Below are 20178 nucleotides of genomic sequence, written 5' to 3' on the forward strand. Positions count from 1 at the left end.
GCCACGGGGCACCGGGGGGCGGCGGGTACTGCCCCTGTGGAGCCTGGTGTGTGTGGTAGGCCTGCTGTTGCCCGTGGGGTTGTGGTGCCTGAGACGGCGGAAACGGCTGCTGTTGGCCGTGAGGCTGTGCCGACTGGGACGGTTGAGGCGACTCCTGCTCTGCGTGCAACTGGGGAGGTTCCTGTGACCCCTGTGACCGCGCTGCCTCATTCCCCTGCTGAGGCTGCTGCTCCTGCGGCTGGGGTGGCTCGTGTTCCCGCGGTTCCTGATGCTCCCGCGATTGCTGGGGCTGAGGATTTCGGGGGGGCTGTTGGGCTTCTCGGGAGTGCTCGGGCTCCCGCGGATCGGGCTGCTGGTCGCTCACAGGACCTCTCCGAACTGCACGGCGAACTCCACTGCCAGGTCCCGGGCCTCTGCGAAGTCGACCGGCTCGGTGCCGGAGGTCCCGGCGTAGGACACCCGCACCAGCAGGTTGTCGGCGGGGAAGGCCAGCTCGGCGGTACCCGGAATCTGGCCGCGCCACACCCGGCCCTCCCCAGCGGGCAGTTCCACGGCCTCTCCGCGCACCGGCGTCAGGGCGGTGTAGGCCTCCCTCGCCTGCTGGGCGCCGGTGACCGGCTCCTCCCCCGCGGTGTCGGTGAACCGGGCGGACAGGTCCAGCCGGAGCACCCCTGCCGGCCCATCGGTCAGACCGGCGGAGGACCACGAGCACATGGTGCTGTCGCCGTCGGCCAGGGGTCCGTGCTCGGAGGACTCCAGGACCGCGCCGGGGACCAGGCCGGTGACGAGCGCGTCCGAGACCACCGCGCACCCGGGCGCCGCGGCGTGGACGTCGCCGCTCTCGGGCACGCCCGGGTCGTCCCCGGCCAGCCACAGTCCGCCGCCGATCGCCACCGCGGACAGCACCACCGTGCCCGCGCCGATCACGGCCACCCGCGCGAGGGGACCCACCCGGCCACCGCCTCCCTGTCGGTCACCGAGCCGACCGCACACGGGCGGCGGCCGCGCGCAGCGGCCGCCGCCCCTCGTGTGCCTGGTCAGCCGACGACGATGTTCACCAGCTTGGGCGCGCGCACGACCACCTTGCGGATCTGCTTGTCGCCGATGAAACCCTGTGCCTTCTCGGAGGCCAGGGCCAGCCGCTCCAGCTCCGCCGGGTCGATGTCGGGCGCCACGGACAGCTTGTCACGGACCTTGCTCTGCACCTGCACCACGCAGGTCACGGACTCCTGCACCAGCAGGGCCGGGTCCACCTCGGGCCAGTTGCCGACGGCGACGCTGCCGCTGCGGCCGAGCTTCTCCCAGCCCTCCTCCGCCACGTAGGGCGCGAACAGGGACAGGGAGACGGCCACGGCCTCGGCGGCCTCGCGGACCGCCGGGTCGGCGGCGCCGGGACCGGAGTCGATGGCCTTGCGGGCGGCCGAGACCAGTTCCATGGTGCGGGCGATGGCCACGTTGAACCGGCGGGACTCGACCAGGGCGGTGATCTGGTCGACGGTGCGGTGCGTGGTCCGGCGCAGGTCGCTGTCGCCCTTGGCGGGGTCGGCTCCCGGCGCGCTGGCCGCGCCCGCCTCGCTCATCACCCGGTAGGCGCGGTTGAGGAACTTCTGCGCGGCGACGACGGAGACGTCGGCCCAGTCCACGTCCTCCTCGGGCGGGGAGGCGAAGAGCATGGTCAGCCGGACCGCGTCCACGCCGTAGGCGTCGATCTCCCTGCCCAGGTCCACTCCGTTGCCCAGGGACTTGGACATGGCGCGGCCCTGGTTGATGACCTGGCCCTGGTTGGTCAGGCGGCGGAAGGGCTCGGTGAAGGACACCATGCCCATGTCGTGCAGGACCTTGGTGAAGAACCGGGCGTACATCAGGTGGAGCGTGGCGTGCTCCTTGCCGCCGATGTAGTGGTCCACCGGCCCCCACTTCTCCACCGCCTCGGTGTCGAAGGGGGCGGTGTCCAGGCGCGGCGAGCAGTAGCGCAGGAAGTACCAGGACGAGTCCACGAAGGTGTCCATGGTGTCGGTGTCGCGCTCGGCGGGGCCGCCGCAGGAGGGGCAGTCGACGTTGACCCACTCGGTGGCCGCGGCCAGGGGCGAGACGCCCTTGGGGGCCAGTTCGGCGCCCTTGAGCTCGGGCAGGGTGACGGGCAGTTGCTCGTCGGGGACGGGCACCTCGCCGCAGGAGGGGCAGTGGATGATCGGGATGGGGGTGCCCCAGTAGCGCTGGCGGGAGAGCAGCCAGTCGCGCAGGCGGTAGTTGATCGTGCCCTGTCCGGTGCCGCGCTCGGCCAGGATCCCGGTGATGCGCTCGATGGCCTCGTTCTTGGCCAGGCCGTCCAGCGGGCCGGAGTCGCGCAGGACGCCCTCCCCCGCGGTGGCCGTGCCCGCCTCGACGGGGTCGGGCTCGCCGGTCTCCACCACGACCCGGACCGGCAGGTCGAAGGCCAGGGCGAAGTCCAGGTCGCGCTGGTCGTGCGCGGGTACGGCCATGATGGCGCCGTGGCCGTAGTCCGCCAGGACGTAGTCGGCCGCCCACACGGGCATGCGCTCGCCGTTGACGGGGTTGATCGCGTAGCGGCCCAGGAACACGCCGGTCTTGGGGCGTTCGGTGGCCTGGCGCTCGATGTCGGAGAGCTTGGCGACGTCGGAGCGGTAGGCGTCGAAGGCCTCGCGCTGTTCGGGAGCGCACAGCTCGTCGGCCAGGTCGGCGTCGGCGGCCACGACGAAGAAGGTGGCCCCGTAGAGGGTGTCGGGCCGGGTGGTGAAGACGGTGACCGGCTCTTCGCGGCCCTCGATGGCGAAGTGGACGTCGGCTCCGGTGGAGCGGCCGATCCAGTTGCGCTGCATGGCCAGGATCTCGTCCGGCCAGCGGCCTTCGTCGAGCTGGTCCATGTCGTCCAGCAGGCGCTGGGCGTAGTCGGTGATACGGAAGTACCACTGGTTGAGGCTGCGCCGCACGACGTCGGCTCCGCAGCGCTCGCACCTGCCCTGCACGACCTGCTCGTTGGCCAGCACGGTCTGGTCCCGGGGGCACCAGTTGACGTGGCCGTCCTTGCGGTAGGCCAGTCCGCGCTCGAAGAAGCGCGTGAACAGCCACTGGTTCCAGCGGTAGTACTCGGGGTCGCTGGTGTGCAGGCGGCGCGACCAGTCCACGCTGATGCCGTAGCGCCGGAACGAGGCCGCCTGGGTCTCGATGTTGGCGTAGGTCCACTCGGCGGGGTGGGAGTTGTTCTTGATGGCCGCGTTCTCGGCGGGCAGGCCGAAGGAGTCCCAGCCGACGGGGTGCAGGACGTTGTCGCCGCGCTGGAGGCGGTAGCGGCTGATGACGTCGCCGATGGCGTAGGCCTCCGCGTGGCCCATGTGCAGGTCGCCGGAGGGGTAGGCGAACATGTCGACGATGTAGGAGCGCGGGCGGGTGTCCCCGGGGTCCTCGTCGGCCTGGAACGGAAGCTCAGCGGCCCAGCGCGCCTGCCACTTGTCCTGGAGGGCCCGGGCGTCGTAGGTGTCGCCCGTCGTCTGGTCGCCGTCTACCGCTGTCATCGCCACGTGTTCCTTAGCCGGTTCGGGGTGTACAGCACTCAGGTTAGCGGTTGGCGGGTCGGGGCGCGGACGGGTTCCGCGCGGCCCCGCGCGGGTGCGCACGGGGGCTGCTGCCGGGGCGGCGACCGGGACACGGGGCCGGAAACGCCCTCCTCCGCCCCGTGCGGGCGGGCCCGGCGTCGCCGTTCTCCGCGCTCGGTCCCGGGGCCGCCGGGGCGGAGGGGAAGATCGGTGAGATTACGGACTCCCACCCCCCTCCACACCGACCAGCCGGTTTGTTACTCTTCCGTCAAAGTGGCGCAGAACACGCGACGCGGGTCACATCACCCCGAATCGTCGCGCGTTCACTGGACCCATCTGGCTGCGGGAGGCCCCCATGCTCAACCTGTCCGTGCTCCTGGAGGACGGCGCCCGATCGGCTCCGGAGAAGGAGTGCCTGGTCTTCGGCGACCTGCGCCTGAACTACGCGATCACCAACATGATCGCCAACCAGGTGGCCAACCTGCTGGTCGCGCGCGGGATCAGGCCGGGGGACCGGATCGCGCTGGCCAGCCCGAACGTGCCCTACTTCCCCTTCGTGTACTTCGGCGCCCTCAAGGCAGGCGCGGTGATCGTGCCGCTGAACGTGCTGCTGACCCCGCGCGAGATCGCCTACCACCTGGAGGACTCCGGGGCCAGGGCCCTCTTCGCCTTCACCGGCACGCCGGAACTCCCGCTGGGCGAGCGGTCCTTCGAGGCCTTCGGCAAGGTGGACTCCTGCGAGTTCTACGTGGACCTGCCCGCCTCCGCGGGCGCCACCGAGTCGACCATCGACGGCGCCGAGACCTTCTGGAAGGCGCTGGAGGGCCAGCCCGGCGAATTCGAGACGGTGCAGGCCAGCTCAGACGACACCGCGGTCATCATCTACACCAGCGGCACGACCGGCAAGCCCAAGGGCGCGGAGCTGAGCCACCACAACCTGCTGCTGAACGCGGTCGGCTCCGCCCGGCTGGTCGAGGCCCACCCCGACGGCCGCGACGTCGCCCTCGTGGTCCTGCCGCTGTTCCACATCTTCGGCCAGACGGTCATGCTCAACGCGGCCCTGTACCGGCACGGCACGATGGTGCTCATGCCGCGCTTCGACGGCGCCGAGGCGCTCAGACTCATGGAGAAGGAGGGCGTCACCGCCTTCGCGGGCGTGCCCACCATGTACTGGGGGCTGCTGGGCGCCGTCCGGGCCGCCGATCCCGGCGCCTACGACCTGGAGAAGATCGCGGACAGCATGGTGGACGCGGTCTCCGGCGGCGCCGCCCTGCCCGGGCAACTGGCCGAGGACTTCACCAAGACCTTCGGCGTGGGCATCAAGGAGGGCTACGGCCTGTCCGAGACCTCCCCGGTGGTCTCGTTCAACAACCCGAAGGTCAAGGCCAAGACCGGTTCCATCGGGCTGCCGGTGTGGGGTGTGGAGATGAAGCTCATCGACCCCGAGTGGAACGAGGTGGAGGAGGAGGGCGAGATCGCGGTGCGCGGGCACTGCGTGATGAAGGGGTACCACAACCGCCCCGAGGTCAACGCGGAGGTGGTCCGCGACGGCTGGTTCCGCACCGGGGACATCGCCCGCCGCGACGAGGAGGGCTTCTACTTCATCGTCGACCGGTCCAAGGACATGATCATCCGCGGCGGCTACAACGTCTACCCGCGCGAGGTCGAGGAGGTCCTGATGACCCACGAGGCGGTCAGCCTGGCCGCAGTCGTGGGCGTGCCCCACGACACCCACGGCGAGGAGGTCAAGGCGTTCGTGATCCCCAAGGAGGGCGCCGAGGTCACCGCCGAGGGGCTCGTCGCGTGGGCCAAGGAGAGCCTGGCCGGGTACAAGTACCCGCGCGAGGTGGAGTTCCGCACCGAGCTGCCGATGACCTCCACCGGCAAGATCCTCAAGCGCCAACTGCGCGGCTGACCCCCGGCGCGCCGTGGCCGGTCCTGTTCTCTTCGGGCCTCCGCTTCGCTTCGGCCCGCCCGACGCCCGCCACCGCCGTCCGGGGGCGCTTCGCGACAGGGCGGGCCGACAGCCTCGACCGGTGCCTGCCGCGCAGTCCTGCTCGCCGTCTCGCCTCCAGCTCCTCCACCGCCCCGTGGACGCCCGGACCCTTCCCCGTGGACCGGTCCCGCCCTCATCCCTTGACGGCTCCCTGGACTAGCCCGGAGACCAGGAAGCGCTGCACGAGGACGAAGAAGACCATGACCGGGATGGTGATGAGGGTGGAGGCGGCCATCACGTGCCCCCAGTCGTTGGCGTACTGGCCGAAGAACTGGCGCAGGCCGACCGCCACCGTGTAGTTCTCGCTCTGGGTCATGAAGGTCAGCGCCAGCACGAACTCGTTCCACGCCACGATGAACGAGAAGATGGCGGTGGCCACCAGGCCGGGCGCCACCAACGGGAACAGCACCCGCCAGAACATCTGGCCCCAGGAGGCCCCGTCGATGTAGGCGGCCTCCTCCACCTCCACGGGCACAGCGGCCACGAAGCCGCGCATCATCCACACCGCCAGCGGCAGGGACAGCGCCACGTAGACCACGCCCAGGCCGAGCATGGTGTTGAGCAGCTGTAGGTCGCGCACCTGGAGGAAGAGCGGGATGACCAGCGCCTCCAGCGGCACCATCTGCACGATGAGCACCATCACCAGCACCGCGGTGCGGAACCGGAACCGGAAGCGGGCCACCGCCACGGCGGCCAGCAGCGACAGCACGCACGCTCCGGCCACGGTGATGCAGGCGACCGTGAGCGAGTTGAGCATGTACCGGCCGAACCTGGCCTCGGTGAGGACGTAGACGAAGTTGTCCAGGGACAGTCCCGTGGGCAGCAGCGCTCCGGCCCCAGAGGTGGCCCGGTCCGAGAACGCGCTGATGAGCATGAAGTAGACGGGGAAGAGCGTGAACAGCAGCAGGACGGCCACTCCGGCGGACTTGGCCAGGAACCGTCCCGTCCTGCGGACCTCGCCGCTGCGGCGGGCGTCGCGGACGCGGCCCTCCCAGTCGGTGTCGGCGGCGGATGCCTCTGTGCGCGTGACCACGGGCGTTCCTTCCTCAGCGGTGACCGGAGGGCCGAATCCGGTTGTTCCGGGCTCGGACGGGGCCGTTAGACTCCTGCACTGTCCGGGGCGGGACGTCCTTCGCGTCCCGGCGGAGGAGGAGTGATGGCCGTGTCGACAGGGTCGCCGGAGACGGTGGCGTAGCACCGTGCGCGATTTCCCTGGGCCCTCCCCCACCGAGGTCGTCATCAGCTGGATCCCCCACGACGCCCGTTTCCGGGACCGCGCCGTCCGGCACGCCCTGCGCGACCCCAGCGGACGGCTGCTGCACGCCTACGTCGAGAACCTGGTCAACCGCGACAACGACGACGGGCGCCCGCTGGACGAGTACGACCTTCGGACCATGGGCGCGGTGCGCGAGGACCTGGACCGGCGCTCGCTGGCCTCGGTCGACTGGCGCCGCGTGCGCGACAAGCTCGTGGCGGGGGTCCACGACCCCGCCCGCTGAGCGGGCCGCGGAGGCCGCCGCGCTCATCGGAGCTCGTCCTCTCGGAAGAGCGCGCGCAGGTAGAACACGGTGATCACCAGCAGCAGCAGGGTGAGCAGCACGGCGATGGCCGAGCCCAGGCCGTAGTCGTTGTGGCCGAAGGAGCGCACGTAGGACCACACGCCCAGGTTGAGCATCTCCGAGCCGCCCACGTCGCCGCCGGGCATGAGGTAGATCTGCGCGAACACCTTGAAGTCCCAGATGGTGGAGAGCACGGTGACCACCGCGAACACCGGGCGCAGCACCGGGAAGGTGACGTGCCAGAAGCGCTTCCAGGCGCCCGCGCCGTCGATGCGTGCCGCCTCGTGCAGTTCGGCGGGGACCGTGAGCAGCCCGGCGAGGACCGTGACCGCCACGAACGGGAAGCCCCCGTGCACCACGTTGAGCGTGACGATGGCGTAGAAGAACAGCCGGTCGGCGAACCAGTTGTACCCGGAGGGCTCCACCAGGCCCAGGGAGGCCAGTGCCTGGGAGACGACGCCGCCGTCGACGTCGAAGATCCAGATCCACACGTAGGTTCCGCTGACCGCGGGCATGGCCCAGGCGACCATGATGCAGGAGACCACGATGATCCGGGGCGCCGGGCGCAGCGTGGCCAGCAGCAGCGCCACCAGCGTGCCCACGGCGATGGTGGTGACCACCGCGACCACGGCGAAGACCACCGTGTTGAGCAGGGCGACCCGCCACAGGTAGGGGTCGGTGAGCAGGGCGGCGTAGTTGGCGAGCCCGATGAAGTCGGACTCGCCCGAGACGAGGTTGCGCAGCTGGTACTCGCGGAAGGACAGCCACACGATCCGGGCGAGCGGGAGCAACAGGAGCAGTCCGATGACCGTCAGCGCGGGTGCGAGCAGCACCCAGGGCAGGAGCGCCCTGCGGCCCCGGTGGCCCAGGAGCGGCGCCCGCCGCGGCCGGAGCCGTCGCGACGACGGCTCGGCTGAGCGGCGGGCCCCGGGCCCCGGCTCGCTGCTGGCAGTGCCCAACCCGACCGGTGTTCGCACGTGTCTACCCCCCGTTGAGGATGCGCTCGATCTCGCTGGCCGCGCTCTCGGTGGCCTCGTCCACGGTGGCCTCGCCGTTGAGGATGTCCTGCTGCATGCCGACCAGGACCTTCTCGGCCTCGACCTGGGTCCAGGCGGGGGTGACGGGCACGCCCCGGCTGGCCTCGTTGAGCTGGACGGCGAAGGACTCCAGGATGGGGTCGGCGGATTCGGAGAAGGTGTCGACCCGCTCGACCGCGCCCGGGAAGAAGCCGGTCTCCTCGGACCAGCGCATGCCGAACTCCTCGCCGGTCAGGTGCCGGACGTACTGCCAGGCGGCCTCCTCCTGGCCGGTGCCCTCGAAGACCGAAAGCAGCGAGCCGCCCGCGAAGGAGGGCATGTAGCCGCCGTCCTGGCCGGGCAGGGTGAAGGAGCCCAGCCTGCCCTCCAGGTCGGGGTTGGCCTCCAGGATGGCCTTGGGGTTGGCGCTGCCGAGGATGGCCATGGCGGCCTCCTCCTCCGCGACGGCCTCCATGACGGCGATCTCGTTCCAGTTGACGGCACCGGTGGTGGAGGTGCCGTCCTCCAGAGCCAGGTCGGTGAAGAACCCGATCCCGGCTCGGGCCTCCTCGCTGTCGATCTCCGAGACCCAGGTGCCGTCGGACTGCTCGACGGCGATCTCCCCGCCGCCGCCCCAGATCCACGGCATGACCGAGTACTGGGCGTCTCCGGGGACGGGGAAGGCGATCATGTCCTCCTCCGCCTCGGACAGGGCCAGGGCGGTCTCGCGCAGCTCCTCCCAGTTCTCGGGGAGCTCCAGACCGTGCTCCTCGAAGACGTCGGTGCGGTAGACGACGGAGCGGATGGAGGCGTACCAGGGGACGCCGTAGACGCCCTCTCCCAACTGCCCCATCTCCATCAGGCCGGGGATGTACCGGGAGGTGTCCATGTCGTAGCCGGACAGGTCGTGCAGAGCTCCGGCGTCGGCGAAACCGGGGGTGAAGGTGTTGCCGAGCTCGGCGACGTCGGGCATGGTGCCGCCCGCGATGGCGGTGGAGATCTTGTTCTGGGCGTCCTGCCAGGGGACGAACTCGACGTCCACCCCGACGCCGGTCTCCTCGGTGAACGCGGCGTTGGCCGCCTCGAAGAACCCCGTCTCATCGGGGTTGGTGCCCTGCATGATCCAGACCAGGAGGCCGTCGGAGTCGGCGGCCCCGCCTCCTCCGCTCCCGCACGCCGTCGCGGCCAGGACCAGCGCCGCGACGGCGGCGGGGAGCGGAACGTACTTGTGGGTTCTTCTGCGGGCCATCGGCACGCCTCCCGTTCCTTTCGAGGGTCCCCTCAGGGTTGGTAGGAAACCTACGTAAAGAACCGCGTCGAGTGAAGTAAACCACTGCCTTTTGTGTCTGAGCCGTTAGAAGGCTGGACATATCCGGAGTGTCGCGGACGGTACGGCGTGTCGCACGAGTCTCTTTCGAGCCTTTTGCCCGTTGATCACACGCCCTTACTCGGACAGTCCGGTGACCTGGCGCAGGGTGGACAGGAGTTCGGCCCGCTTGTACACGGCCAGGCCGATGGCCGCGCCGAAGGCGGCGAGCATGTGCACGTAGACCATGGGGTCGCCCCGGGTGAAGCGCTCCGCGGCCTCCTCCTCGCCCACCGAGTGGGCCTCCCAGGCGGTGGAGACGGCGAACTCCAGTTCGGGCGGGAGCATCTCGGCGACCATGCGGGCGACGGCCTCACGGGAGTCGGCGGGCTTCCAGACCACTCCGGTCTGCTGCACGCGGCGGCCGAGGAAGGCGGCGATGACCTTGAGCTCGGACGTGACGGCCTCGACGTCGTCGGCGGCGCGCGGGACGACCCCGTCGAGCTCCTGCCGGTTGCGGTCGGCGTAGGCCTCGATCAGGTCGATCGCGGTCCGCTTGACGTGGTCGGGCGCGTCGGGCGCGGGCGTGGTCCCGTCGGTGCTGCCGTCGGAGGATGAGGACACCTCGTGGTCCCTTCTGGTGGGTGTGCGGCCGGGGTCGTGCGGCCGGGCCCCGCCGGTCGCGCGGCGGGGTGTGCGTCCGCCTGGCACGCCCCGGGTCCATGATGCCGCGAAGCGGGCCCGCCCGGCCCCTGACAGGCCCGAGGTCCTCCCCCGGCGAACAAGGGGAGAGGGGGAGGACCTTCGGCGCGCTCGTGCGGCGGCCCGCGGAGGCGGGTGGGCGGGCCGGTCAGAACCAGGGGCGCAGCGGCACGTGCGCCTCGGTGCCGTCCAGCTTGACGCCGAGGATCTGGTGCAGCTGCACCACGTCGCGTTCGAAGCCGAGCACGCACCCGGCCATGTAGAGCCGCCAGACCCGGGCGGTGCCCGCACCGACCTCGGCGACGGCCTCGTCCCAGTTGCGGTCCAGGTTGGCGCCCCAGTGGCGCAGGGTCAGGGCGTAGTGCTCGCGCAGGTTCTCCTGGTGGCGGATCTCGAACCCGGCGTCGTTCATGGCGGTCTGGATCCGGCCGGGGCCCTCCAGCTCCCCGTCGGGGAAGACGTAGCGGTTGATTACGCCCCCGCGGTTCAGGGACGGCAGGTCGTTGCGCGGCCGGGTGATGCAGTGGTTGAGCAGACGCCCCCCGGGCACGAGCTTGTCGTTGAGCGAGGCGAAGTAGGAGGCCAGGTTGTCCGCCCCCACGTGCTCGGTCAGGCCGATGGAGCTGATCCGGTCGTAGCTGCCGTCGGGGACGTCGCGGTAGTCCATGTGGCGGACCTCGGCCAGCCCGGACAGCCCCTCCTGGGCGATCCTCTTGGCCGCCCAGTCGGCCTGTTCCTTGGACAGGGTGACACCGAGCGCGCGGACCCCGTGCTCGCGTGCGGCGTGCATGACCATGCCGCCCCAGCCGCAGCCCACGTCGAGCAGGCGCATGCCCGGCTCCAGGCCGAGCTTGCGCGAGACCAGTTCGTACTTGCGGAACTGGGCGCTCTCCAGGGCTCCGTCGAAGCGGCCGACCCGGCCCAGGGCCCCGTCCTCGTCGTCGAAGACGGCGCAGGTGTAGGTCATCGACGGCCCCAGGACCATCCCGTAGAAGGCGTTGGAGACGTCGTAGTGGTGGTGGATCACCTCGGCGTCGCGCTGCTTGGAGTGGCGCCAGCCCAGTCCGCTGAGGCGGCCCTGGCGCATCTCCTGCGGCGGCGGGGCGACCCGGTTGACGAACTTGACCCAGCCCACCGACCGCGCGATCTCGACCGCGTCGCGCACCGAGACCCCGAACCCGTCGGCGAAGACGAAGTCCGCCATGCGTCGGAGGGCGGTGTACATGTCCCCCTCCAGCTCCAGGTGGCCGGAGACGTAGGCCCGGGCCAGGCCGACGGCGTTGGGGGACTGCGCCAGGTAGTTCACCGCGACCGGGGTCCGCACGTGCAGGGCCACGTCGCTGCCGGGGTCCCCAGCGCCGCTGCCGTCGTAGGCGGTGAACCGGATGGGCGCGTCGGGTCCGACGACGCGTTCGAAGATCTCAGCGAGCCGCATTGCTCTGTCCTTCCCTCTAGCCGGACGCGGTGACGCTCGGATCGCGTCCCTGTGGTCTCGTGCCGTCAGCGGTTGCGCACGCACTTGGCGTACAGGTCGAGCAGCCGCCCGTCGGGGTCGTATGCCTGCTTGAGCCCGGCGTAGGCGGTGCCGTTGTACAGACGCCAGAACTCCTCCTCGTCGTAGAAGGAGTCCGAGTACAGGGACTTGTGGCCGCCCAGTCCGGCGACCGTCTCCTCCACCAGGCGGTTGTGGTGGGCCCGGCGCTGCCCCGGCTTCATGTCGACCAGGCCCCAGAAGCCGAAGTTCACGTAGAGGCGGTCGTGGTCGAGCGGGTAGAGCGGCCACACGTGCTCGCCCTCGCCCTGGCCCGGGCGGCGGGGCTCGCGGAGCCGGAGGGGGCACATCCACACGGGGGTCATGCCGATCTCGGCGTGGTAGGTGTCGAGGAACTCGGCACCGCGTTCGACGCCCACCTCTATGTCCTGGATGAGGGGTTCCTTGGGCCGCCGCCCCCGGTAGTGGTTGAGGAGGCGGGAGAAGTCGGTGCGCCGGTCCCAGGCGACCAGCCTGCGGTAGACGTCGGAGCGCTTGAGGAAGCGCGGCCACAGGGGGCGCACCAGCGGGTGCTGGGTGCCGAAGGCCCGGGAGCACCAGAACCAGTCCGTGTCCCAGCGCCACAGGTAGTCGGCGATGGTGAGGTAGTCGCCGGGGCCGCTGCCCGCGTAGCGCTGGATGGACCGGTAGTAGACCTCCTGTCCGGTGTAGTCGCTGGTCCAGGGGGCCTCGTCGGTGAAGCGGGCCAAGGTCAGGTACAGCTCGTCGGGGCCGAAGGCGACCCCGTCCACGAAGTCGACCGGCTGGCCCCCGTACTCGCGGTCGGCGCAGATCAGGGAGAGGGCGTCCATGGCCTCGGCGGCCTTGTGGAAGCGCACGTGGCGCAGGTGCACGTACGGCGAGACCGGTTCGAGTTCGACGCGCAGGCGCAGGCTGTAGCCCAGGGTCCCGTAGGAGTTGGGGAAGCCGTGGAAGAGGTCGCTGTACTCGTTGTCCCTGGTGGCGGTGACGACGGCGCCTCCTCCGGTGAGGATCTCCATCTCCCGGACGGCCTCGTGCGGCAGTCCGCTGCGAAAGGAGGAGGACTCGATGCCCATGCCGGTGACGGCGCCGCCGATGGTGATGGTGCGCAACTGGGGGACGACCGTGGGCATGAGGCCGTGTGGAAGGGTCGCCGCGACGAGGTCCTCGTAGGTGGTCATGCCGCCGACGTCGGCGACGCGCTCGGCGGGGTCGATGGAGATGACTCCGGTGAAGGCGGACACGTCCAGGGCCGGGGCGCCGGTGGGCTCGCGGAACCGGAAGAGGTTGGAGGTGGGCTTGGCCAGGCGCACCGGCGCCTTCTGGGGCAGGGCCCGGTAGTCGCGGCGCAGCTTGTGGACCGCCGCTATGTGCTCGGCCAGCCCCGTCCGCGCGGGGGCGGCACTGCCCGTGACCTGCTGTTGAGAAGTCATCCCAGTTCCCGTTCCGGTGTCGGCGACACGCAATCGCGTGCCGGATCGGCCACGGCCGCCGGGCGGCTGGGACGGCCGATCCACTCAGTTCTACCTACCGGTAACGGCTTTGTGCCACCCCATTTGTTCCGTGTCTTCCCCCCTGGCGTCCTGCCTGCGGTCGCGCCCGGATCACGGGTGCCGCGGGCGGGTCCGACGCCGCCGCGCGGTGTCCCGCCGACGCGGTGCGGAGGTGGTCGTAGGATCGGGATTCGTGCGTATCGCTCTCGTTGACTCCGGTATCGGCATGCTCTCGACCGCGGCGGCCCTGCGTGTGGCACGGCCGGACGCCGACCTGTTCCTGTCGATGGACCCGGACCACATGCCCTGGGGTCCGCGCACCCCGGACGAGATCGTCGCGCGCGCCCTGGCCGGGGCCCGGGCCGCGCAGGAGGCCGCCGGGGACGCGGCGCTGGACGCCGTGGTGGTGCCGTGCAACACGGCGTCCGTGCACGGGCTGGCCGAACTGCGCGCCGAGTTCGAGCCGGACGTCCCGGTGGTCGGTACGGTGCCCGCGATCAAGCCCGCGGCGGCGGCCGGAGGGCCGATCGCGGTGTGGTCCACCGCCGCGACCACGCGCAGCGGCTACCAGCGCCAGCTCGTCGAGACCTTCGCCCGCGGCGTGGAGGTGACCGCGGTGGCCTGCGCCGGGCTGGCCGAGGCGGTGGAGTCGGCCGACCCGCGGCTGATCGACGACGCGGTGGCCTACGCCGCCGAACTGACCCCCGGAGACGTGCACGGCGTGGTGCTCGGGTGCACGCACTACGACTTGGTGGGCGCGCGGATCTCGGCGGCCCTGGGCGGACGGGCGGAGCTGTTCACCGCCGCCGGGGCGGTGGCCGCTCAGACCCTGCGCCGGATCGGCGAGAGGCCCGTGGGGTCCGCCCCGGGCCGGGTGCGGGTGCTGGCCAGCGGTCGTACCTCCCGGCTGCCGGCCGCCGCGCTGTCCTACCCCGCGGGGCGCTCGCTGGCGTCCGGGTTGGGCGCGGCGACCGTTTGAGGGCACTCCTCCCGCTACGGTCCCGCCCGCCCCTCGCGTCACACCGGCGACGGCCGCCCCCCGTGACCGCCCGTCAGGGGTGGGGCGCCAGGGTTCCCCGCCCGGGGGCGCCGACCCGCTCCGGGCCGTCCAGCGCACCGGCGGCCAGGGTGCTCACGAGGGTGCGCACCCCGACGGTGTCGTTGTCGTGCAGGAGGGTCTCCAGCAGGGACAGCGCCGCGCGCTGGTCCCCCGGCTGCTCGCGCACGTGGCGCCACTGGGGCTCGGTCGCGGCGTCCGAGAGCATCAGGGTCCGGCCGACCTGGCCGAGCGCGGTCAGCAGCGGGGTGTCGTGCGGCATCCTCTCCAGGGCGGCGTTGACCTGTTCGGCCTGCTGCTCGGGGTCGACCTCCTCCGCGGGCTGCGCCCGCAGGAAGTCCAGCACCTCCTCGGCCGGGGCCAGCGGCCGGACCGGGGGCATCGTCGCGATCATGGCGCGCACCTCGGCCAGGTCTCCCAGGATCTCCTCGGTGCTCCCCAGCTCCCCGATGAGCCGTTCCGCCCGCTGCGCGGAGCAGCCGGCCACCCAGCGGGCGCCGCGGACCGCGGCCAGGCGGGCGGCGGACAGGGCCAGCTCGGCGCCGCGGCGCGGCGCCCCGACCCGCTCGAAGTAGCGCGACCAGGTGGTCACCCGCACTCCCAGCCGCCAGTCGTTGCGCACCGCGCCCTGGCACACCAGGTTCTCCACCGCCTCCACCCAGGCGGGCCTCAGACTCGGGTACGCCTCGGCCTCCTCCACGGTGGGCAGGGGGACGATGGCCTCCTGGGGCGGACAGTGGCCCAGGCGGGCCAGCCAGGACAGGAGCCGGGCTCGCTCGAAGCGGATGCGCCGGTTCAGTGCCGCCCGGCGAGGGTTGGCCTCGTCCAGGACCAGCTCCGCCTCCATACGGTCCAGCACCTCCAGCGCCTGGGCGTGCTCGTCCTGGTGGCGCAGGGCCCTGACGAGGGTGAACACCCCCTCGGCGCCGAGCATGGCCGGGCCGGTGGCGGTGTGCTCGTAACGCCGCAGCTCGTTCTCGGCCCGGTCGGCCAGGTCCTCGTCGATGAGCAGGTTGACCCGGGCGAGGGTGAAGGAGGGCCAGGCGGGGGTGCGCTCCCAACCGGCCAGGCGCCGGGTGGAGAGCAGTTCCCGGCGCTGTCCGGTGGTGCCGCGGGCGTCGATGTTGGCGTGGCAGCGCACCAGGGTCTCCAGCAGGGACACCGGCAGCGGGCCGTGGGCCAGGGGCTCGGGTTCGTCGTCGGCCGCCGCGCTCACCCGGGCGAGCGCGCGCCCGCCCTCGGCCAGGGCGCCCACGCGCACGGCCAGGGGCCAGTGCGCCAGGAAGAACAGGGTCGGCGGACCGAAGACCCCGGGGACCACGGCCTCGACCGCTCCCGCCTCGGCGACCAGTCGGCGCGCGGTGCGCAGCGCCGAACGGGCCACGGCCTCCACGCGCACCGGGTCCCCGGCCTCGCAGAGCACTGGCAGACCCGCTACCGCCTCAGCCAGCTCCGCCTGGCCGACCGCCCTGAGTCGTCGTGCGGTCTCCCCCGCCCACGTCCACATCGGCATGGTCTGCACCCCCTGTAAGCACCATGTGAGAACAGAACGTAGCAGCGCCGTGACAGGGCTGTCCGGAAAACGCGCAAAGCCGCGGAGCACGGGGATACGCGTCCTGTCGGGGGCGCCCCGGACCGCTAGACTCGGGGCCGTGGCGCCCGGCGGGGCCTTCGCGAGGTCCCGAGCATCCAGCCGCGCCGAGCCGCACCGAGCTGTACCAAGGGGACATGAGCGCCGATGGGATGGCGAGACCGTTTCGGACTCCGCAAGGCCAACCGCAAGGGCAAGGCCCGTTTCGACCGGGATGCCGAGGATTCGGACATCAAGGCGCTGATCGAGTTCGCCAAGAGCCGGGTGGGCGTGGAGTTCTTCGTCGAGCCGGAGACCTTCGCCACGCGGGCCACGGCGGTCGCGGTCGCGACGGACGGCGAGTGGATCCGCCGCCGGTGCGGTTCGCCCGACGTGATCCGCAAGGTGGCCCGGAACCTGGCGGCCCCGGCCTACGACGTGCAGATCGTCGGCTACCCGCAGCGGATGCGCGACTGGAGCGCACGCAACAAGCGCGGCCTGTCTCTGGACGAGTGAGTGGGCGCGGGCGTACTGGGCGAGGGTAAGACTCGCCACACCGACACGCCGTTGGGGACGGCCCGAAACCCGCGACCGGGTCATTTTGGGCATTGATGACGAGTCCTTGCCGCGACTTCCTCGCAGAACGGGTTCCCTAACGGGCTTCATCCGTCGCATACTCGCCTCGGAGGGGGGACTCTGATGAAGCAGGATCTCACGGCCCTGTGCTGCGACTGCGGCACGATTCGCGAGGTGAGCGACTACCAGAGTGTGGGCGAGGCGCAGTCCGCCTACGGACTGGCCCGCTGCGTCGTCTGGCGCAAGTGCCGCACCTGCGGCTACCGCACCTACCACGCCTACATGCGCGCCGACGAGGACCGCGACGAACTGGAGGACGCCCTGCGGCTGGACGGCGCCCTGGCGGCCGAGGCCCTCGACGAAGAGGTGGAGCAGCTCCGGCTGTGCGGGGTCGAGGTCGGGCACGCCCCCGTCCCGGCCATCTGGGACGGCCAGTCCGTGGGCATGGTGACCCAGCGGCTGACCGACCGCGCCTACTCGATCGTGCTGGACCCCGAGGCGTCCGTGGTCTCCCGGCTCAAGCTCATCGACATGATGTGGAACGAACTCCTGGTGGGCGAGCACGACGACCGCTGGTTCATCCAGGAGGCGGAGGACGACGAGTCCCCCGCGTACGCGGTCCGGCTGTTCGGCTACCGCACGCGCGGCTGAGACCGGACCGCGCTCGCCCGACACGGCCCCGGTGCCCTACCCGGCGGCGGGTTCGGGCTGGCCCGCGAGGCGGCGCAGCGCCGACCTGGCCACCGCCGGATCGGTGGTCCCCCAGTAGGGCGGCAGGGAGGCGCGCAGGAAGCCGCCGTAACGGGCCGTGGCCAGGCGCGGGTCCAGGACGGCGATGACCCCCCGGTCCTCGGTGGAGCGCAGCAGGCGCCCGGTGCCCTGGGCGAGCAGCAGGGCGGCGTGGGTGGCGGCCACCGACAGGAAGCCGTTGCCCCCGTGTGCGGCGACCGCGCGCTGGCGCGCGGAGGCCAGCGGGTCGTCGGGCCGCGGGAAGGGGATGCGGTCCACGATCACCAGGGACAGCGAGGGTCCGGGCACGTCCACGCCCTGCCACAGCGACAGGGTGCCGAACAGGCAGGACCGCTCCTCCTCGGCGAAGCGGCGCACCAACTGCCCGGTGGAGTCCTCCCCCTGGCACAGGATCGGCTGGTCCAGGCGCTCGCGGAGCTCCTCGGCGGCCTGCTGGGCGGCGCGCATGGAGGAGAACAGCCCCAGCGCGCGGCCGTCGGCGGCCTCGATGAGTCCGCCGATCTCGTCCAGGTAGGCGGGCGCGAGGCCGTCGCGGCCGGGCGGCGGCAGGTGGGTGGCCACGTAGAGGATGCCCCGGCGTGCGTGCTCGAAGGGGGAGCCGACGTCCAGCGCGCGCCAGCGGGGCTCCCCGGCCGCGCGGTGCGGCCCGTCCTCGTCGTCGGCGCCCTCCTCGTTCCGGGGTCCGTCCGGCTCCGGGTCGCGGCCCGCGGCGGCGCGTTCGGCGGCCTCCCGGGCCACCTCGCGGCCCAGGCCCCACTGGTTGGCCAGCGAGGTGAAGGAGCCGCCCAGGGTGAGGGTGGCGGAGGTCAGCACCACGGTGCGGTCGCCGAAGAGCTTCTCGCGCAGCAGTCCGCCCACGCCGAGCGGGGCGACGTGGAGCGCGGGCTGGCGGCCGGGGGTCTTGGTGAGCCAGACGACCTCGGTGCGGTCGCGCAGGGCGGGTTCGAAGGACTCCAGGACGCGCACGGCGGTGTCGTGCACCTCGCCGAGCGCGGCCAGGGCCAGGCGGCGGTCGCTGGCGCCGTCCGGGTCCGACTCGCCGGGTGAGGGGCCGATGGCGGTGACGCAGGCCGAGGCGGCGTCGCGGGTGGCGGCGACAGCGTTGGCCAGGGCGTCGTCGATGTGGTCCAGGCGCCCGTCGGGCGACTCGGTGAACATCAGGGCGAGGCCGTCGGCGCACTCGGTGAGGCGTTCGCTGATCCCGGGTTCGACCAGGCGGGCGGCGCGCTTGGCCGCGGCGTTGACGGTGCGCTCGCTTAGGACGCCGGTGGCCACGGAGGTGGCGCGGTCGACGAGTTCGTGCGCCTCGTCGATCATGATCGTGTTGTGCTCGGGCAGGATGTGGTAGCCCTGCGACATGTCGATGGAGAGCATGGCGTGGTTGGTGACCACCACGTCCACGCCCTGGGTGGCCTCTCGGGCGAACTCGGCGAAGCACTCCTGGCCGAAGGGGCAGATGCGGGCGCCCATGCACTCGTTGGCGGCCACCGACACCTGGCGCCAGGCCAGGTCGCTGACGCCGGGGACGAGTTCGTCTCGGTCGCCGGTGACGGTGTCCTCGGCCCACTCGTGCAGGCGGGCCACCTGCCGGCCCAGCGAGGAGAGCTGGCGCGGGTCGAACAGCTCGGTGTCCTCGGCCTCCTCGCCGGCGGTCTGGAGCCGGTTGCGGCACAGGTAGTTGCGGCGGCCCTTGAGGACGGCGAACGTGGGCTCGCGGGACAGCATCGGCGCGAGGGCCCCGGCCAGGCGCGGCAGGTCGCGCTCGATGAGCTGGTTCTGCAGGGCGATGGTGGCGGTGGAGACCACCACGGTGCTCTCCTCGGCCATGGCGTGTCTGATCGCGGGCACCAGGTAGGCCAGGGACTTTCCGGTGCCGGTACCGGCCTGGACCACCAGGTGTTCGCGTTTGTCGACCGCCTCGGCCACGGCACCGGCCATGGTCGCCTGGCCCTCGCGGCGGCTGCCGCCCAGGGCGGCGACGGCCGCGTCGAGCAGGGTGGGAACGTCGGGGAGATCTGCCACGGATCGACAGTACCGGCCCCGGGGGACAGGGCGGGCGTTGTCCACAGGCGGGATCGGCCGGGCCCGGCCGATCCCGCCCGGAGGCGCTCAGCCCATCGCGGCCAGCAGCTCGTCCAGGGCTTCCATGGACTGCTTCAGGCCGTACTCCATGCCGGACTCGACCATGCCGTCGCGGTCCTCGACGCTCTGGAACACCGTGGTCGACGTGTAGAGGGTGCGCCCGTCCCCCTCCTCCAGGGTGGTGGTCTCCAGGCACACGTGCCCGGGCATGCCCTCGAACTCGAAGGTCTGCACGAAGCGCTCGGGCGCGACGACGTCGTGGACCACGCCGTGGAAGGCGTACTCCCGGCCGTCGGGGGCGCGCTCGACGAACCTCCAGGAACCGCCCCGGCGCAGGTCCGCGCGGTCGATGACGGTCTCGTTCTCCTTGAGCCCCCACCAGCGGGCGAGGTGCTCGGCGTCGGTCATGGCCCTGAAAACCACGTCGCGGGGCGCGTCGAAGCTGCGCGTGACGACGATGTCGTGCTGCCCGGGCTCGGCGATCACCGTGAGGTCGCTCATGACTGCTCTCCTGCGGTCTGTGTCTGCTGGATTCGGCGGATCTCCGCGTCGAGCCGGTCGAAGCGGTCCTCCCACCGGCGGTGGTAGCGCTCGATCCACCCCGTGGCCTCCTCCAGGGGGGCGGTCTCCAGCCGGCAGGGGCGCCACTGCGCGTCGCGGCCCCGGCTGACCAGGCCCGCCCGCTCCAGCACCTTCAGGTGCCGGGAGACCGCCTGGAGGCTGATGGGGAACGGTTCCGCCAGCTCGTTGACGGTGGCCTCGCCCTCGGCGAGCCTCGCCAGCAGCGCCCGACGGGTCGGGTCGGCCAGTGCGGCGAACGTGAGACTCAGCGGGTCGGTCGCCATCTGCGCATTCAACTTTCCTGTTAATCAACAAATGTGTTGATTATGGCTCGTGAAACACCAACGGGTCAAGAGCGAAGAACGGCGTCGCGGGGGACTCCCCTCCCGCTCCGCCGACCACCGCGGCCCCGGCCGCAGGGGGGTGCCTCGGGGGGTTCGGGG

The 20178-nt window shown here is 71.8% G+C and carries 17 protein-coding genes; 5 read left to right on the forward strand and 12 right to left on the reverse strand.

Annotation, left to right across the window (positions count from 1 at the left end):
• Window positions 1–360 precede the first annotated feature (360 nt).
• Window positions 361–951 (reverse strand): hypothetical protein, encoded by a 591-nt coding sequence (locus ABD54_RS18305; protein ID WP_047870728.1) that lies wholly within the window; start codon window positions 949–951, stop codon window positions 361–363.
• Between the two features lie 86 nt (window positions 952–1037).
• On the reverse strand, window positions 1038–3533 hold the full coding sequence (gene leuS / locus ABD54_RS18310) for a leucine--tRNA ligase (RefSeq protein ID WP_047870729.1): 2496 nt from the start codon (window positions 3531–3533) through the stop codon (window positions 1038–1040).
• A gap of 376 nt (window positions 3534–3909) precedes the next feature.
• Here leuS and ABD54_RS18315 point away from each other — a divergent pair, with 376 nt between their 5' ends.
• Window positions 3910–5469, forward strand: coding sequence for a long-chain fatty acid--CoA ligase (locus ABD54_RS18315; protein ID WP_047870730.1), 1560 nt, complete (start codon window positions 3910–3912; stop codon window positions 5467–5469).
• A 214-nt stretch (window positions 5470–5683) separates the two neighbouring features.
• Here ABD54_RS18315 and ABD54_RS18320 read toward each other — a convergent pair whose 3' ends face one another.
• Complete coding sequence (locus ABD54_RS18320) at window positions 5684–6583, reverse strand: carbohydrate ABC transporter permease (RefSeq protein ID WP_047870731.1); 900 nt, start codon at window positions 6581–6583, stop codon at window positions 5684–5686.
• Between the two features lie 166 nt (window positions 6584–6749).
• Between ABD54_RS18320 and ABD54_RS18325 the strand changes: the two genes are divergently transcribed.
• Complete coding sequence (locus tag ABD54_RS18325; protein WP_047870732.1) at window positions 6750–7049, forward strand: hypothetical protein; 300 nt, start codon at window positions 6750–6752, stop codon at window positions 7047–7049.
• Between the two features lie 23 nt (window positions 7050–7072).
• On the opposite strand, the gene ABD54_RS18330 is transcribed toward ABD54_RS18325, so the two are convergent.
• The 5 genes from ABD54_RS18330 to ABD54_RS18350 form a co-directional block, all read right to left on the reverse strand.
• Complete coding sequence (locus tag ABD54_RS18330; RefSeq protein WP_047870743.1) at window positions 7073–7978, reverse strand: carbohydrate ABC transporter permease; 906 nt, start codon at window positions 7976–7978, stop codon at window positions 7073–7075.
• Between the two features lie 112 nt (window positions 7979–8090).
• A complete protein-coding gene (locus ABD54_RS18335) occupies window positions 8091–9374 on the reverse strand; it encodes a sugar ABC transporter substrate-binding protein (protein WP_047870733.1) in 1284 nt (427 codons plus the stop codon).
• Between the two features lie 195 nt (window positions 9375–9569).
• A complete protein-coding gene (locus ABD54_RS18340; RefSeq protein WP_047870734.1) occupies window positions 9570–10055 on the reverse strand; it encodes a hypothetical protein in 486 nt (161 codons plus the stop codon).
• A 226-nt stretch (window positions 10056–10281) separates the two neighbouring features.
• Window positions 10282–11568 carry a cyclopropane-fatty-acyl-phospholipid synthase family protein gene (locus ABD54_RS18345; protein ID WP_047870735.1) on the reverse strand — a complete coding sequence of 429 codons (1287 nt, stop codon included), beginning with the start codon at window positions 11566–11568 and terminating at the stop codon, window positions 10282–10284.
• 65 nt (window positions 11569–11633) lie between these two features.
• Entirely contained in the window at window positions 11634–13079 is a 1446-nt protein-coding gene (locus ABD54_RS18350) for an FAD-binding oxidoreductase (protein WP_047870736.1), read from the reverse strand.
• A 253-nt stretch (window positions 13080–13332) separates the two neighbouring features.
• On the opposite strand from ABD54_RS18350, the gene ABD54_RS18355 reads away from it, so the two are divergent.
• Entirely contained in the window at window positions 13333–14118 is a 786-nt protein-coding gene (locus ABD54_RS18355; RefSeq protein ID WP_200904137.1) for a glutamate racemase, read from the forward strand.
• A gap of 73 nt (window positions 14119–14191) precedes the next feature.
• Here the strand turns inward: ABD54_RS18355 and ABD54_RS18360 are convergent, their stop codons facing one another.
• Window positions 14192–15709, reverse strand: coding sequence for a hypothetical protein (locus tag ABD54_RS18360; RefSeq protein WP_047870737.1), 1518 nt, complete (start codon window positions 15707–15709; stop codon window positions 14192–14194).
• A 225-nt stretch (window positions 15710–15934) separates the two neighbouring features.
• On the opposite strand from ABD54_RS18360, the gene ABD54_RS18365 reads away from it, so the two are divergent.
• Together ABD54_RS18365 and ABD54_RS18370 are read left to right on the forward strand one after the other, a co-directional pair.
• Window positions 15935–16282 (forward strand): hypothetical protein, encoded by a 348-nt coding sequence (locus tag ABD54_RS18365; protein ID WP_047870738.1) that lies wholly within the window; start codon window positions 15935–15937, stop codon window positions 16280–16282.
• Window positions 16283–16465: 183 nt separating this feature from the next.
• Entirely contained in the window at window positions 16466–16993 is a 528-nt protein-coding gene (locus ABD54_RS18370; protein WP_047870739.1) for a DUF6315 family protein, read from the forward strand.
• Between the two features lie 36 nt (window positions 16994–17029).
• Here ABD54_RS18370 and ABD54_RS18375 read toward each other — a convergent pair whose 3' ends face one another.
• The 3 genes from ABD54_RS18375 to ABD54_RS18385 all read right to left on the reverse strand — a co-directional run bounded on the left by ABD54_RS18375 (window position 17030) and on the right by ABD54_RS18385 (window position 20019).
• Entirely contained in the window at window positions 17030–19114 is a 2085-nt protein-coding gene (locus ABD54_RS18375; protein WP_047870740.1) for an ATP-dependent DNA helicase, read from the reverse strand.
• 87 nt (window positions 19115–19201) lie between these two features.
• The gene (locus ABD54_RS18380; protein WP_047870741.1) at window positions 19202–19675 is read right to left on the reverse strand and encodes an SRPBCC family protein; all 474 of its coding nucleotides are present in this window, start codon (window positions 19673–19675) and stop codon (window positions 19202–19204) included.
• Entirely contained in the window at window positions 19672–20019 is a 348-nt protein-coding gene (locus tag ABD54_RS18385; RefSeq protein ID WP_047870742.1) for a helix-turn-helix transcriptional regulator, read from the reverse strand. Before ABD54_RS18385 ends, ABD54_RS18380 begins: the two co-directional genes overlap by 4 nt.
• Window positions 20020–20178: the final 159 nt, after the last annotated feature.

The sequence above is a fragment of the Nocardiopsis sp. RV163 genome (assembly GCF_001029525.1).
Taxonomy (GTDB): Bacteria; Actinomycetota; Actinomycetes; order Streptosporangiales; family Streptosporangiaceae; genus Nocardiopsis; species Nocardiopsis dassonvillei.

Bases quoted from the DNA above. Each gene is read 5' to 3' on its own strand.
- leuS (WP_047870729.1), bottom strand. From the start codon at position 3,533: ATGACAGCGGTAGACGGCGACCAGACGACGGGCGACACCTACGACGCC.
- ABD54_RS18315 (WP_047870730.1), top strand. From the start codon at position 3,910: ATGCTCAACCTGTCCGTGCTCCTGGAGGACGGCGCCCGATCGGCTCCG.
- ABD54_RS18335 (WP_047870733.1), bottom strand. From the start codon at position 9,374: ATGGCCCGCAGAAGAACCCACAAGTACGTTCCGCTCCCCGCCGCCGTC.
- ABD54_RS18345 (WP_047870735.1), bottom strand. From the start codon at position 11,568: ATGCGGCTCGCTGAGATCTTCGAACGCGTCGTCGGACCCGACGCGCCC.
- ABD54_RS18350 (WP_047870736.1), bottom strand. From the start codon at position 13,079: ATGACTTCTCAACAGCAGGTCACGGGCAGTGCCGCCCCCGCGCGGACG.
- ABD54_RS18360 (WP_047870737.1), bottom strand. From the start codon at position 15,709: ATGCCGATGTGGACGTGGGCGGGGGAGACCGCACGACGACTCAGGGCG.
- ABD54_RS18365 (WP_047870738.1), top strand. From the start codon at position 15,935: ATGGGATGGCGAGACCGTTTCGGACTCCGCAAGGCCAACCGCAAGGGC.
- ABD54_RS18370 (WP_047870739.1), top strand. From the start codon at position 16,466: ATGAAGCAGGATCTCACGGCCCTGTGCTGCGACTGCGGCACGATTCGC.
- ABD54_RS18380 (WP_047870741.1), bottom strand. From the start codon at position 19,675: ATGAGCGACCTCACGGTGATCGCCGAGCCCGGGCAGCACGACATCGTC.
- ABD54_RS18385 (WP_047870742.1), bottom strand. From the start codon at position 20,019: ATGGCGACCGACCCGCTGAGTCTCACGTTCGCCGCACTGGCCGACCCG.